Consider the following 14,174-nt stretch of genomic DNA (forward strand, 5'->3'; position numbering starts at 1 on the left):
CGACCGGTCAGGCTCTATTCGAGGCTGACCAGGTTGAGGTACGGACCACTGATGGCCGCAATCTGGAACCCACTGACGCGGCTGGAGACGCCACGGAGTTCGTCGGCGTAGTCGAGGTAGACCCACGGTGCCTCGTCGTGGGCAATCTGGTTCGCTTCGTTGTAGAGCGACTCGCGCTCTGCTTCGTCGTAGGACGACTGACCCTGTTCGACGAGGTCCATGTACTCCTGGTTTGCCCAGGCGGAGCGGTTACTGGTGTTGTAGCCTTCGGTGTCGAAGCTAACCCAGTCCTGCCCCTCGGTGAGTTGGTCTTCTTCCACCTGCGGGTGGAGCAGCACGTACATGAAGTTGTCCGGGTCGGCGTTGTCGGTGTACCAACCGAGGAAACAGGCGTCGTGGCGGCCCTGTGCCGTGTATTCGAGGAACGGACCGAACGACTGCTGGTTGATGTCGACTTCGATGCCGATGTCACCGAGGTTGGACGCGACAGTCTCTGCGGTCTGAATCGGCGACGGGTTGTACCCGCGCGGGTTCTGGAACGTCGCGAGTTCGAACGAGAATCCGTCACCGTAGCCGGCCTCTTCGAGGAGGCTCTGTGCCTGCTCGGGGTCGTACGGGTACGGGTCGAGGTCCGAGTTGTGACCGAGGACGTTCGGTGGGAGCGGCTGACTCGCCTGCGTCGCGAAGCCGGAGTAAATCTCGTTGACGATGGCTTCGGTGTTGATGGCGTAGCTCACTGCCTGACGGACGCGCTTGTCGCGGAACTCCTCACGGCTGGCCATGTTGAACGCCATGTAACCGATGTTGATACCCTCGGTTCGGACGAGTTCGGCGTTACTCGCGTTCTCGACCTGGATGGACGACTGCGCACCAAGGCCGTCGATGATGTCGAGTTCACCGCTGGCGAGCGACTGCGCACGCGTGGAGTTCTGGCCGATGGTGACGAAGACGACTTCGTCCACGTTCGGACCGTCGCCCCAGTAGTCGGGGTTCGCCGACAGACGGATGAGTTCGTTCGCGTCGTCGAGGTTCTCGAGTTGGAACGGACCGGTTCCGACAGGGTTCTTGTTGAGGTCCGTGCCGTACTCCTCGATTGCGGCCTGAGAGTGAACGGCCGCGGCGAACATCGCCAGGTTACGCAGGAACGGCGCGTACGTCTGGGTCAGCTGAATCGTCATCGAGTAGTCGCCGTCGACCTGAATCTCGTCGATCCAGGCACCGAGCGTGAACGGACCGTAGGCGGAGACGTAGTCGTCGCCACCGTAGTACTCGTAGTCGGAGTCGACGAAGCGGCGGTACGTCGCGACGAAGTCGTCTGCGGTGAACTCCTCGCCGTTGTGGAACGTCACGCCTTCGCGGAGCGTGATGGAGGCCGTCTGGCCTTCGAGGCTGTACTCCGTCGCGAGTCCCTGCGTCAGCGTGGACTGGCCCGGTTCGAAGTTGATGAGCGTGTCGTAGAGTTGCTCCGTGACCTTCGCAACCTCACCGCTCGTACTGTTCTGGAAGTCGAGCGTGGGCGAGTGACTCCCACGACCGTAACGGAGGACCTGCGGCGACCCGTTGTCGTCGCCGTTGCCACCATCGGTAGACTCGGTTTCGGTCGTATCGGCACCACCGGTATCCTCGGTGGTCGTCTCTTCGCCGTTACCGCCGGTACAACCAGCAAGCGCCGCGGTGGCCGCGGCCGTCCCCGCCGCGCTCAGGAAGCGCCGTCGGGAGACACTATTGCCATCTTGTGACATACGAGTAACTATCAATCACACCCTATAAAAATAACGAAGCGAGCGGCCGGCGAATGAGAGACAGCGGCGACTCGTTTCGGTAAATATGTGGAATTATCGAAAAGGAATTTCCTCGGATGCGAGTAGTTCGCCGGTTAGTTATCCAACAAGTGGCACGCCGCGGGATGGTCGGCCGTTCCGAGTTCGGGTGCGTCCCGCTCACAGACACTTTCGAACCGGTCGCGGAGGACGTCGGCAGCGTGTTCCCAGTCGTCGTCGACGACGTACTCGAGTGCTTCGTCGATGACCTCGACCAGTTCGGGAGACAACGAGTACGAGAGGTGCGACTCGCGAAGTTCGTCGACGACAGCGCCGTGTTCGGCGGTGCCGCCGTCCGCGCTCACCGTCGCTGCCTGTTTTCCACGCCCTTCCATCGCCTCTTCGCGCGCAGTCGCGACGTCGAGGCTCTGCTTTTCGATGCGTTGGCGGAGGTCCATCACTTCGCGGTACGCGGCCTGTTCGATATCGAGGTCCTCCGGCGGGATGACCTGTGGACACCGCGTCCGGAAGTGGCACCCCGACGGCGGGTTGATGGGACTCGGCACGTCTCCTTCGAGGATGATGCGGTCGTCGGTGGACGCCGCCGGGTCGGGTTCGGGAATCGCCGACAGGAGTGCCTGTGTGTACGGATGCCGCGGGTCGTCGAACAACTCGTCGGTCCGGGCGACTTCGACGATTTCACCGAGGTACATCACGGCGATACGGTCCGAGATGTGCCGGACGACCGAAAGGTCGTGCGCGATGAAGAGATACGTCAGACCGAATCGCTCTTGGAGGTCTTCGAGCAGGTTGAGAATCTGCGCCTGCACGGACACGTCGAGTGCCGAGACGGGTTCGTCGGCGACGATGAAGTCCGGGTCGACAGCGAGGGCGCGAGCGATGCCGACACGCTGTCGCTGACCGCCCGAGAGTTCGTGCGGGTAGCGGTCGTACTGGCCGACTTCGAGACCGACGGCGTCCAACAGTTGGTTAACGCGGCGACGCTGGCGTTCACGGTCGGAGTCGCCGGGCGAGACGGTCACGTCGACTGCCGTTACCGTGTCGCCGTCGCGTTCGACTTCCACGTCGACCCGAAGTCGTTCTTCGACGGACACGTCGACTTCCGACCCTTCGACGGTGACGGAGACGTGTGCCGTGGCGACGCCGTCGGACGACCCGACGATGGCGTCGATTTCGTCGCTGGCGGTGACCGTGACACGACTGGAGTCGATGCCCGAAAGTTCGGTTTTGACCTCACCGCGAACGTCCGGGTCCGACGCCGGTAAATCGTGGACCTTGAGCGGTTCTTGGATGGTCTGTCCGACGGTCATCCGCGGGTCGAGCGACGACAGCGGGTCCTGGAAGATCATCTGCATGTCGCGCCGTGTCTTCCGGAGTTCGTCGCTGTCGAGGTCCGAGAGGTCCGTCCCCGCGAAGACGACGCGTCCGTCGGTCGGTTCGGTCAAGTGGAGGAGACTTCGGCCCGCGGTAGACTTCCCACACCCGGACTCGCCGACCAGCCCGAGCGTCTCGCCCTCGAAGACGGTGAAGTCGATGCCGTCGACGGCTTTGACACTCTGTTGGTCCACGCCGAGGACGCGGTCCAAGAAGCCCTCACCCTGCTGGTAGTACTTCTTGAGACCGTCCACTTCGAGCAGTGGGTTGTCCGACGGTTCCGACGTTTCCTTCGCCACCATCGCCTCGGTACCGTACTCGTCGGTGTCGAAGTCGTCGAGGACACACTTCGACCGGTGGTCGACTGCCCCGGCACCGTGTTGCTTGTACGGAATCTCGCCGGCGGTACACTCGGGTTTGGCCCACGGACACCGCGGCGCGAAGTGGCACCCTTCGGGCATGTCGATGAGGTCCGGGACGTTCCCCTCGATGGGAGTCAGACGCTCTTTCTCCTCGCTCGGGAGCGATTCGAGGAGTGTGTACGTGTACGGGTGCGACGGGTTGTGGAATATCTCGTCGACCGGCCCCTCTTCGACGATTTCACCCGCGTACATGACCGCGACGCGGTCACAGGTCTCGGCGACGACGCCGAGGTCGTGGGTAATCATGAGAACCGACATCCCGAGGTCCTCCTGTAGGTCGTCGATGAGGTCGAGAATCTGCGCCTGAATGGTCACGTCGAGCGCCGTCGTCGGTTCGTCGGCGACGAGCATCCGTGGTTGACACGCGAGTGCGATTGCGATGAGGACGCGTTGACGCATGCCGCCGGAGAACTCGTGGGGGTACTCGTCCACGCGCGCACCGGGTTCAGGGATACCGACCGATTCGAGCACGTCGATGGTCCGTTCGACCACCTCGTCGTCGATATCTCGACTGATTCGCGGGAGCAGTTCTCGGACCGCGTTGAGCCACGAGTCTTTCCGTCGGCCACCGTACTGGTGGAGTCGCAGACTCTCTGCGACCTGTTCGCCGACCGTCAGCGACGGGTTCAGCGAGGTCATCGGGTCCTGGAAAATCATCCCGATTTCGCTGCCGCGGACGGCGCGAAGGGCCTCTTCGGGTGCCTGCACGAGGTCGATGACGTCGCCATCGACGAACTCGGGATTCTTGTACTGCGCGCGGAACTCGTCTGCGAGGTGCGCGCTCTCCAGTTCGACGCTGCCCGAGACGATTTCACCGGGGTCGTCGATGAGTCCCATCGTCGAGAGGGCCGTCACACTCTTTCCGGACCCCGATTCGCCGACCAGACCGACCGTCTCCCCTTCACGGACGGTGAGGTCGAGACCGTCGACTGCTTTGACGCGGCCACGGTCTGTCGCGAACTGCGTCCGGAGGTCCGAAAGAGAGAGTAGATTTGTCATTGTGTGTCAGTGACCTGCATGTGATGAAATAACTTTTTAATTATTGCCGGAAACGCGAGCACGAATCACCCCGGATTCACTCACCAGAGTGTAACAATCGAGAAGCGAGGGTGACTCGACACTGACTCCCTGCACCCGAAGTAGCAAAGCGAAGGTTTAGGTAGCGCACTCCGACACCATGCCGCATGGAAGAACATCCGCTCTCTGAGTCGTCGAACACCTGGGAAACGGTCGTCGAAGAGTGCGAAGCAGTCGCCGAAGAGTATCGAGAACGCGACTGGCACGTCGTCGTCGCCCTCCCCGGCGACGTGGTTCCCGTCCCCGGAACGGGCGACGAAGTTGTCAGCCACGTCGGACTCGACGTCATCGTCGGCGACGACGTGTACCCCGAAGTCGAATCTGCCGTCGAGGGCGTGACCTTCGACGAGTACGAGGCGTTCCGAGCAGTCGAAGGCGGACTCGTCTACCTGACGCTCGTCGTTCGCGCCACGGAGGACGAAGTCGCCGTCTGTCTCCCGTTGTACTACCGTCTCGCCGAGACGGACAGACTGTTCTCGCTCCTCAGACAGGGTGAGACGATGCGGACCAAGGTCCACCCACTCGACCCAGAGAAAGGTGTCGAGTTCGTCCACGAGGACCCAGACCCACTCTTGCCGCCGAACTGGGACGACGAACCGGACCCGTCGGCAGAGTAGAACAGACTGTTTCAGTAAATGGGTCTGCAGGGTCGGTGACCCCTCAGGACGAGGGTTCGTCTTCTGTTTCGACCGATTCGTCGGACGCGTCTGCGTCTGTTTCGGACTCGATGTCTGTTTCTGTCTCGGTGTCCGCTTCGGCTTCGGTGTCAACTTCAGCCTCTGCATCCATCTCTGTCACGTCTTCAGCCGTCTCGGTGGACTCCGTTTCGACTCTGATTGGTCCGGCATCCTCCGGTTCCGATTCGGACTCGGCCGCTTCCGATTTGGTGGTTTCGACGACGTCTGCGACGGGTACTTCGTGTGCGTGTTCTTCGGCCCGGAGAGCCTCGGCCCGGAGTTCCGCTCTCGTGTACGCGTCGTATATCGCGTAGAGCCACACCGCCGGGAAGAGGATGAACCCAACGAACACGAGCGTCGATATCGCGGCGACGATAGTGGCGATGATGAAGACGAGTCCGCGTTCGAGTTCGCGGTTGTATATCTGCCCCAGTCCGGGGAAGAGCGCCGAGAGCAGGGCCGCGACGAACGGGTTCCCACCCTCTAAGAGCGAGTCGACCGCGGAGTCGACTGACGACTTCGGCGGCGGACGCTGGCGAACGCCACAGGACGGGCAGATTTCTGCCTTCTCGTCGATGACCGCGCCACAGTTACGACAGAACACTTCGTTTTGACCGCGCTCGCGACCCGGTGTTTCGGTGGATTCCGACATACGTCAAATAGTTCTCGGACGGTCCTAAACCTAGCCCGCCAGATAGCGTCGAGTGCCCCCCAGAGAGTCACAGGTCAGAGACAGGAGAGGAGCGACGTTGGAGACAGAATCGGTGGGATGTCAGAGGCAGGACAGGGAGTGTTGTCAGAGGCAGAATAGGAAAGGGTAGACGAGCGCCACACGGTCACCGTCTTGGAGTTCCGTGTCTAACCCCGCCAGACTCTCGTTGAACACGCCGTTCACTAACACTCGCGCGTAGGCGCGAGTCTGGTCACCCTCGGGATTCTTCCGCCACGTCCCAGGTAGTGAGTCAGCCTTCACCCACCCGCGAGTCGTCGCGTCCGCTTCTCGCCGTGCCATCACCAGGTCACGAACGTCGTACTCGTCGAAGAACGCCTCCAGAAACTCGCGGAGGGTGTCGCCTTCGAACGTGTACTCCAGTCGGTGCGTCCCGACCGCAGTCCGAACGTGTCCAGTGAACCGTGCTTCGACTGTCGTCGTCGCCTGCTGCGTCCCAGTCGGGGTATCGATAGTCTTCGACTCCATATGTGTGACCTACGCGAGCGAGGAGGATGAGCATCACTCCGAACACGTTCGGGGTGTGTCGAGGTGAACTCTAACCTGTGTACCGTTCACACTGTGAATCGCTATGCAACCCATTCCAAACCGAGTGTACGCTGCTGTCGTTCACAGTTCGTTGTTCCTCGGGCTAGCGACCATCGGGGAGGTGTACGTCGCGTCGTCGTTCGCAGGAGTCGAAGCGAACGTCGCCCTTCTCGTCGGACTCCTCGCGACCATCGGCGTCTACAACCTGGACAAACTCGCGGACTTGGAAGCCGACGCCGCGAACTACGCCGAACGGACCGCGTTCGTCTCGGCGTTCCCCCGCGTGTACGCGACACTCTCAGGTATCGCCATCGTCGGTGCCGTGGCACTCTCCATCCAGTTCGGTGGGGTCTCAGGACTCGCCCTGGTGGTGTTCCCCGGTGTCATCGCCGCCGTCTACAGTTTCCCGGTCCTCCCGAGCGACTCGGTCAAACGTCTCAAAGACGTCTTCCTCGTCAACACGACTGTCGTCTCGCTCGCGTGGGCGGTTCCCGTCGCGTTCGTCCCCGTCGCCGTCGCAGTCGACAGGTCCGGACACCTCACCGGTGCTGCCGTCGCCGCACTCTGGTTCTTCCTCCGGTCGGCGGTTTCGGTCGAGGTGCACAACGTCCGCGACGTACACGGCGACGCAGAGAACGGCGTCGAGACGCTCCCGACGGCAATCGGAGTCCGACGCACCCAGTACGTGCTGTACGCACTGGAAGTGATTTCGCTGGCCATCGTCGTCGCCGCCGCAGTCGTCGGTTACATCCCGTGGTGGGCACCTTCGGCACTCACGCCCGCCCTCGTCTACTCGACGTGGATTACCTACTCACTCACCGAGCCCAACTGGTCTGTCGAACGACTCTGCACGCTTCGAGATGGAGAAGGCGTCTTGATGACCGTCGGCGTGGCGTTCGTCGCGTCAGGGATGTCACTGTTCGCCGTCTAGATTCCAACATACGCTTTTGTCACTTGGGTAGAAATACCCAGTCGTGAGTACGATTTCGGGGGCCGCGTCCGAGATATCGGTGGCACCAGCGATGGCATCGGCCGGTGCCATCTCGTCGCACCACATCTCGTTCGTCGCGTTCGCACTCGGGTTGACCGCCGTCGCTGCATTCGTCAGTCTGGGCGTCGCGGCGTACGCGTGGCGACGGCGCTCGACGCCCGGTGCAGTAGCGCTGAGCGTGCTCTCACTCGCCAGTGGGTGGTGGTCGTTCGGGTACTTCGTCGAACTCGTTGCCACCGACCTCTCGACCAAACTTCTGGTCGCGAACCTCGAGTGGGCGGGCGTCCTCGCGGCACCAGTCGCGTGGTTCGTCTTCGCGTCGAACTACTCCGGACGGGACCGATACACGTCCACGCCGTCAGTTCTCGCCGCCTCGTTCCTGCCGATGGTCGCCTTCGTCGCCGTGTGGACCAACCCCGCCCACCACCTCATGTGGACTTCGGTCACCGCCGAACCGGCCGCCAACGGGAACATCACCATCCTCCAGACCGAGTGGGGACCGCTCTACTGGGTGATGCTCGGGTACGGCTACCTGCTGTGGCTCGCCGGTGCGACGATTCTCGTCCGAACGGCGTTCGACATGCCGACCATCTACCGGTTGCAGGCCGTCACACTGGTCGTTGGCGCATTGATGCCCATCCTCGGGAACTTCGCGACGACACTCCTCGAACTCGAAGGGGCGTCGTTCGACATGACGCCCGCCTCGTTCACGTTCGCAGGCCTCGCCTGTGCCGTCGCTCTCAACAGATACGGCCTCCTCGAATCGCGTCCCGTCCCGCGATGGATGGCCCGTGACCGAGTCGTCCAGACGATGGCCGACGCGATGCTCGTGACCGACACGAAGTGGCGCGTGACCGACTTGAACGAGGCAGCACAGACAGTGTTCGAGCATCACGTCGAGCGACTCAAGGGCCGAACTGTCGGCGACATCGTCCCCGAATTTTCACCGCTTCGAGCGGAACGAGGGCCGCAGACCATCTCGTTCGACAACAGCCAGCGGTACTACGAACTCTTCACGAGCGACTTCACCGACACGCAGGGTCGGACGATTGGCCACGCCGTCATCTTCCGTGACGTGACGGACAAGCGTCACAACCTCCAACAACTCGAAGTGATGAACCGTGTCCTTCGGCACAACCTTCGAACCGAGGCCAATCTCCTCGATGGCTACACAGGACTCGTCTTCGACGACCTCGAAGAGGGTGACATCGACGCCGCACGTTCGCACGCCGACGTGGTCCGGTCGCACGCGAACATCCTCGTCAACATCAGCGAGAAAGCACGGAAACTAGGGGAACTCCGTGACGCAGATGGCGAAGTAGACGAAGCCAGAAATTCGCCCGCCACAATCCAGATACAGAACGCGGCAGCGACTGTCGAGTCGGACTATCCGGAGGCGACTATCCGGTTCGACTCGCTCCCCAGTGGCGACGTAGTCTGTCCGCCACTCTTCGAGTCGATAGTGGTCGAACTCATCGAAAACGGCGTCGAGCACACCGACGCCGCCGACCCAGTCGTCACCATCTCTGGAAGCGTCGAAAACGGGACGCTGGAACTCCACGTCGTCGACGACGGCCCGGGAATCGCCCAGAGTGAACTCGCGGCTATCGAAGCGGACGGAGAGACACCACTCCGACACGGGAGTGGACTCGGTCTCTGGTTGGTCACGTGGGGTGCCGACCAACTGCGAGGTGACGTGTCGTTCGAGCGCCGTCCGGAAGGTGGCACCGACGCTGTCGTCCGAATCCCGATTCGACGGAATCGAGTAGACGAAACGGTATCCGATGCGACACACGAGAAGAACGGTCCAGACGAGGCCGTCTGACGGAGTGCAGTCGGCACACACGTCGACAGAACGCCTATCACCACGCCGACTGTGCAACAGTATACCATGACTATCGACGCGAGCAAACAGGTGTACGAGTCGGCGGCGACCGGGTGGCAACGCGGACTCTACGACGACATCAAAACCACGTTCCGGGCACCGGTCGTCAACTGGTTCTTTCGGACGCTCATGGCGAACCAACCGACGTTCCTACGCTACGCGTGGGGACAACTCAAACCGGCGTTCGAGACGCGCGCGTTCGCTCGATACGAAGTGGAGTATCGGGATACGGTCCTCACCGTCCTCGAAGAGGACCGGACACTCCCACACTACGACCCGACCACTGCCGGCATCTCACCCGCAGAGTTCCGAGAAGCACGCGGGCAACTCGTCACGCTCGACACGGTGATACCTCGACTCGCGTTCCTCTTCGAGACACTCGACCGAGCACTCTCGGACGAACCAGTGGGCGAATCACCCGCCGAAGATTGGGAGGCAACCGCACCGTTCCCTGAGATGAACAGAGAGTCCGGGCGGTCGGTGACGATGACGCCGTTCGAGGACGTTCCCGACTCACTCGCCGAGACGGTTGCGTCCATCCAAGACGTACACGGCTTCGACTCCGGACTGCCGACCATCTATCGGAGTCTCGCCCAGTGGCCATCCCTCCTCGAAACGATGTGGGACGACCTCGAACCGGTCCTCGAGTCGACGGCGTTCGAGGCCGCGTGTGTCTCCTCGTGGTCGAACGCCGCAGAACAGGCGTCTGCGTTGGCGTACACGCCTCGACTCAGCCCCGCCGACCTCCGCGACGTCGGAATGACCGACGAGGATATCGAGGGGCTACAGGGTCTCGCCGAGCAGTTCCGCCACGGCCCCGTCGAGACAGTTCTTCCGGCGGTCACACTCTACGCGGCGACGCTCGGGGCGACCGGTCCGCGTCGTCTTGGGTGATGCACTATCTCAGACCATGAAGTCGACGACGCGGTCGTAGACACGGTCACCGCCGATTCTGCGGGCGGCGAGGAGTGGCTTTGCATACTGGCCGACGGCGTATCGGGCCTTGGGGTCGTTGGAGCGGACGGCCTTCCGGATGGCACTCGCGACGACTTGTGGGTCGGACCCGTCGCCGGCAGCTTCCCGGGTCGTGTCGGCCAACTCGTTGGCCATATCGGCGTAGGGACCGTTCCCACTGCGTTCGAGCAAGCCATCGACCATGATGCTGCTCCATTCGGTTTTGATAGAACCGGGTTCGATGACGACCACGTCGATTCCGAACGGAGCAACCTCGTAGCGTAAGCAGTCACTCCAGCCTTCGAGTGCGTGTTTCGTCGCGTGATACCACGCGCCCATCGGCGTCCAAATTCTCCCACCCATGCTACTGATGTTGATAATCTTCCCGTAGCCTCGTTCGCGCATCGTGGGGAGAACCAGTTGTGTGAGGCGGGCGAGGCCGAACACGTTGACCTCGAACTGGTAGCGAGCGTCTTCCATCGGTGTCTCTTCGACGCTGCCGTAGAGGCCGAATCCAGCGTTGTTGACCAGAATGTCGATTCTGCCGAACTCGTCAGTAACGGTTTCGACCAGCGAAGTGAGGTCGTCTTCTTCGGTCATGTCGGCCGGAACGACGAACGCGGTTCCACCACTCGATTCGATTTCGTCTGCGAGTGCTTCGAGTTTCTCCGCACGGCGAGCAGAGAGGACGACCGTGATTCCCTCTTTGGCCAGTGTCTTCGCAGTCGCTTTGCCGATGCCAGACGATGCGCCAGTGACGATTGCGACGCGTCCAGTGGTGTTTGCCATGACGCACTAGGACGACCCTCCGAGAAGAGAAGGCTATGCTAAGCAGTAAGTGTGTTTAAGTACTTCTTCGGACCGAGCGTCTGGCTGATGAGTTGCTGTTCGGCGCGACGAAGGAGGTCCGAGGTGGACGCAGCGGTGATACCGAGTTTGTCGGCGAGTTCTTGTGTAGACATGCGACGCGGCGAGTCGTAGTACCCACCGGTGAAAGCGAGCGAGAGTGCCCGATACTGTCTATCAGTTAGCCCAAATTGGTCACGCTCCCCGGGGTTCTCCGGGTCCGACGCGATGTTCAGCAACTCCATCGGGATATCGTACACTTCACACCGGTCTCGAAGCGTGCTGAACGCCTCGTAGTTCGAGAAGACCTTCAGTTCTCGCACGCCCTCGCCGGTTATCGTCGCGTCCATCATCACGCCTTCGAACGCTTCGGGGTCGTGAGCGTCTAACAGGTCGGATGCCCCGTCGACGGTCACTTGATAGAACCATCCATCTGCTGCCTTTCCGATTGGTGCGACATCGGTTATCTCGGGCTGGGAGTCGAGTTCTCGCTCGAAAGCCTCCTTCGAGTCGTCGTCGATACTGACCGTGACGAGGAGGTGTCCGCTATCGAGTTGGACTGTGTTGGCGACCGAGATTTCGCGACTCGGGAGCGCCTGCGCGAGTCCGACCAAGGGTAGCGTGGGGTCTGCGAGAAGAATCTCTGCGACGATAGCCATACACAGTATGGGACGCCGAGGTAAATAACACGCCGCGTTGGTGAAAAACAGTGAAACCGGTTGCAGACAGGTGCTATGGGTACTGTCTGTCCGGTTCGGGAATCTCTTCTAAATTGGTCGCCGTCTCGAAGATGACGCCGTTGAGTTGCTCAGCCGTGTCGAAGTACCAGTACGGCACCTCCCCGAAGACACCGCTCTGGATGACGGGCATGTCGTTCTCCTCGAACGTTTCGACGACCGCCTCAGTGTCTTCGAACGCGAAGCAAGCAACGTGGTGGAGGCCTTCCCCGTGTTCGTCGAGGTGTTCGGTGTAGATGCTCTCTCCCTCCTGTGGTTCGATGAGTTCTATCATCGTGTCGCCCGCGTACGTGAGCGCCAGTGTCATCGAATAGTCGTGTTCTTCTCCCCTGTAGGTCGTGTCGTGGAGCGTCGGCGGCGCGAACTCGTAGACGTCCCACGGACCGAGTCCGAGGATGCCACCGAAGCGGTCCATCCCGTCGTCGATGTCTTCGACCACGAACGCAATCTGTGTTATCTCTGGAATCTCGATTCCGAGGTCTGGTATCTCGACCATGGTCGACAATCGTGCCCGAACACAATATATCAATTTTAAGACATTCTTGACAATCAGGTTTGGGGACTCGTTGGGTTACCACCTGACCGAGTTCGCTACGTCCGCAGTACCTCTCCGAACTCGTCTTGGTACATCACATTCAGTCGGGTGATAGCCGAACGAATGTTCTGAATCTCCGAGTTATTCGAGAGAACCGGATTCACGTCAACGACGTAGTCAGCGAGTCGTTCTGCGGCGACGACGACACCGTGAACGAGGCGTTTGAGGTCGGTCTCGACCGGATTCGAACCAGATGTCCAGACGGAAACTGTCGATGCGCCGGCCTGGTTGAGGTGGAGGATGTGGTCCGAATAGAGGTAGTGAACGTCGGCATCGCTTCCCTCCATCACGTCGATAGTGGCCTCGCAGATTCGGCGTACCGTGTAGACGACGGCATCGTCGATGGGGTACGCCGTCGGACTCCCGTCGAGGTACGTGTCGTCGACGACGTACCTGATTCCTGCACCCGCGGCTATCTCCCCGTCTTCTATCGCGTCTCTGAAGTTCTCGTTTAGGTCGAGTTCGACGTTCACGTCTCTCACCACCGAAAGGCGTCAGTGTCACGTCGTTGGTACGCCGTGATGACCCGTCTGTTCACCTGCACGACTCGCATGTCCATTCGCAGTCACATCAGGGTTGTTGGGTTCGACTACAGTTCGTGCGGAATACCCCTCGCTCAGTCTCACATTCGTGACAGTCGGGAGAGTGAGTAATACACGTTGATTTTGTAACAGGTCATACAGTACCGCATGAGACTGGACCCAGTGATTGCACACCCACCGCGGAGCTTGTACCGTGATGCACTCACCGAAGAGGCGGAACGCGCCGCGGAGACGGAAGCAGAAGTCGGGCTAGAAGAAGAGGAAGCGGGGAGGGGATTGGACGTTCTCGTCGGTGAATCCCGTCGAGAGGAAGCCGTTGTTCGTGAACGCGAGGAAGAACCGTCTGACCTCGCGGGCGTGAGTGATGCGCTCTACCAACTGAAGAACACCATCCCCAAGGAAGTGCTCGTCCTCTGGGCGGCGTTAGAGGGAGCAGTCAGACTCTATGGCCTCCCGTTCGAGGTGTACGTGGCGCTCGTCGCGTTCATCACGCTCGTGATGCCAGTCTACGTCTACCGCGCAATCGAGAAACCGGACACCCCGACGCTCGAAACGACACCCGGACAGTGGTGGGACACCGCCAATATCCAGTGGCAGAGTCTCCTCTCTGCGGGTGCGTTTCTCGTCTGGGTGTACTACCTCGGCGGCCCATTTGCCATGGCCGGACTCCAAGACCCGGGCATCGCTGCCATCCTCGTCATCATCTACCCCGTGTTGGTCGTCACCTCCCAATTCTACGGAAGTTACGTCATCTACCAACTCGAAAAGATGCGTAAGCCCGGTACTGAGCGGTCACAGGACACCGTGTGAAGTGGGAGTGGAAATTAGGATTTCACGTCGCCGCTCGTGGAGTGGACTCTACCTCACCTTTCCCGGTACGACACCCAAGTCGCGACTCCACTGATTCTCACGAGTGAGATTTTCGTCACTACTTGGTGTCAATTGAAAAGACACATCTCGGACCAGACTCTACTATAGATTCCAAGATATCACAGATAAGGCCGCTCATTCGACCGTTTTCGAGTTGGTCAGTGT

General features: G+C 60.9%; 12 protein-coding genes and 1 pseudogene. 5 read left to right on the plus strand and 8 right to left on the minus strand.

From position 1 onward, the window contains the following. Positions 1 to 14: 14 nt before the first annotated feature. Positions 15 to 1,742 carry an ABC transporter substrate-binding protein gene (locus GJR96_RS02215; RefSeq protein WP_151161441.1) on the minus strand — a complete coding sequence of 576 codons (1,728 nt, stop codon included), beginning with the start codon at positions 1,740 to 1,742 and terminating at the stop codon, positions 15 to 17. Positions 1,743 to 1,876: 134 nt separating this feature from the next. After that, the gene (locus tag GJR96_RS02220) at positions 1,877 to 4,576 is read right to left on the minus strand and encodes an ABC transporter ATP-binding protein (protein ID WP_151161442.1); all 2,700 of its coding nucleotides are present in this window, start codon (positions 4,574 to 4,576) and stop codon (positions 1,877 to 1,879) included. A gap of 185 nt (positions 4,577 to 4,761) precedes the next feature. Here GJR96_RS02220 and GJR96_RS02225 point away from each other — a divergent pair, with 185 nt between their 5' ends. Next, entirely contained in the window at positions 4,762 to 5,271 is a 510-nt protein-coding gene (locus tag GJR96_RS02225) for a DUF7529 family protein (protein ID WP_151161443.1), read from the plus strand. A 229-nt stretch (positions 5,272 to 5,500) separates the two neighbouring features. On the opposite strand, the pseudogene GJR96_RS18240 reads toward GJR96_RS02225, so the two are convergent. Continuing rightward, a pseudogene (locus GJR96_RS18240) lies at positions 5,501 to 5,983 on the minus strand (zinc ribbon domain-containing protein); the annotation flags it as partial. Between the two features lie 144 nt (positions 5,984 to 6,127). Beyond that, a complete protein-coding gene (locus GJR96_RS02235) occupies positions 6,128 to 6,529 on the minus strand; it encodes a MoaD/ThiS family protein (protein WP_151161445.1) in 402 nt (133 codons plus the stop codon). A 103-nt stretch (positions 6,530 to 6,632) separates the two neighbouring features. On the opposite strand from GJR96_RS02235, the gene GJR96_RS02240 reads away from it, so the two are divergent. The 3 genes from GJR96_RS02240 to GJR96_RS02250 all read left to right on the plus strand — a co-directional run bounded on the left by GJR96_RS02240 (position 6,633) and on the right by GJR96_RS02250 (position 10,359). Beyond that, entirely contained in the window at positions 6,633 to 7,520 is an 888-nt protein-coding gene (locus tag GJR96_RS02240) for a UbiA family prenyltransferase (RefSeq protein WP_151161446.1), read from the plus strand. 91 nt (positions 7,521 to 7,611) lie between these two features. Beyond that, the gene (locus GJR96_RS02245; protein WP_151163869.1) at positions 7,612 to 9,405 is read left to right on the plus strand and encodes a sensor histidine kinase; all 1,794 of its coding nucleotides are present in this window, start codon (positions 7,612 to 7,614) and stop codon (positions 9,403 to 9,405) included. A gap of 66 nt (positions 9,406 to 9,471) precedes the next feature. Then, positions 9,472 to 10,359 carry a halocarboxylic acid dehydrogenase DehI family protein gene (locus GJR96_RS02250; RefSeq protein ID WP_154326161.1) on the plus strand — a complete coding sequence of 296 codons (888 nt, stop codon included), beginning with the start codon at positions 9,472 to 9,474 and terminating at the stop codon, positions 10,357 to 10,359. Between the two features lie 9 nt (positions 10,360 to 10,368). Here the strand turns inward: GJR96_RS02250 and GJR96_RS02255 are convergent, their stop codons facing one another. The 4 genes from GJR96_RS02255 to GJR96_RS02270 form a co-directional block, all read right to left on the minus strand. Then, complete coding sequence (locus GJR96_RS02255) at positions 10,369 to 11,208, minus strand: oxidoreductase (RefSeq protein ID WP_151161447.1); 840 nt, start codon at positions 11,206 to 11,208, stop codon at positions 10,369 to 10,371. 38 nt (positions 11,209 to 11,246) lie between these two features. After that, positions 11,247 to 11,924 carry a helix-turn-helix domain-containing protein gene (locus GJR96_RS02260; protein ID WP_151161448.1) on the minus strand — a complete coding sequence of 226 codons (678 nt, stop codon included), beginning with the start codon at positions 11,922 to 11,924 and terminating at the stop codon, positions 11,247 to 11,249. A gap of 73 nt (positions 11,925 to 11,997) precedes the next feature. Next, positions 11,998 to 12,498 (minus strand): VOC family protein, encoded by a 501-nt coding sequence (locus tag GJR96_RS02265; protein ID WP_151161449.1) that lies wholly within the window; start codon positions 12,496 to 12,498, stop codon positions 11,998 to 12,000. A gap of 95 nt (positions 12,499 to 12,593) precedes the next feature. Beyond that, complete coding sequence (locus tag GJR96_RS02270) at positions 12,594 to 13,070, minus strand: hypothetical protein (RefSeq protein ID WP_151161450.1); 477 nt, start codon at positions 13,068 to 13,070, stop codon at positions 12,594 to 12,596. A 216-nt stretch (positions 13,071 to 13,286) separates the two neighbouring features. On the opposite strand from GJR96_RS02270, the gene GJR96_RS02275 reads away from it, so the two are divergent. Continuing rightward, the gene (locus GJR96_RS02275; protein WP_151161451.1) at positions 13,287 to 13,949 is read left to right on the plus strand and encodes a hypothetical protein; all 663 of its coding nucleotides are present in this window, start codon (positions 13,287 to 13,289) and stop codon (positions 13,947 to 13,949) included. Positions 13,950 to 14,174: the final 225 nt, after the last annotated feature.

Origin of the sequence: Haloferax litoreum (assembly GCF_009674605.1) — an archaeon.
GTDB classification, from domain to species: domain Archaea; phylum Halobacteriota; class Halobacteria; order Halobacteriales; family Haloferacaceae; genus Haloferax; species Haloferax litoreum.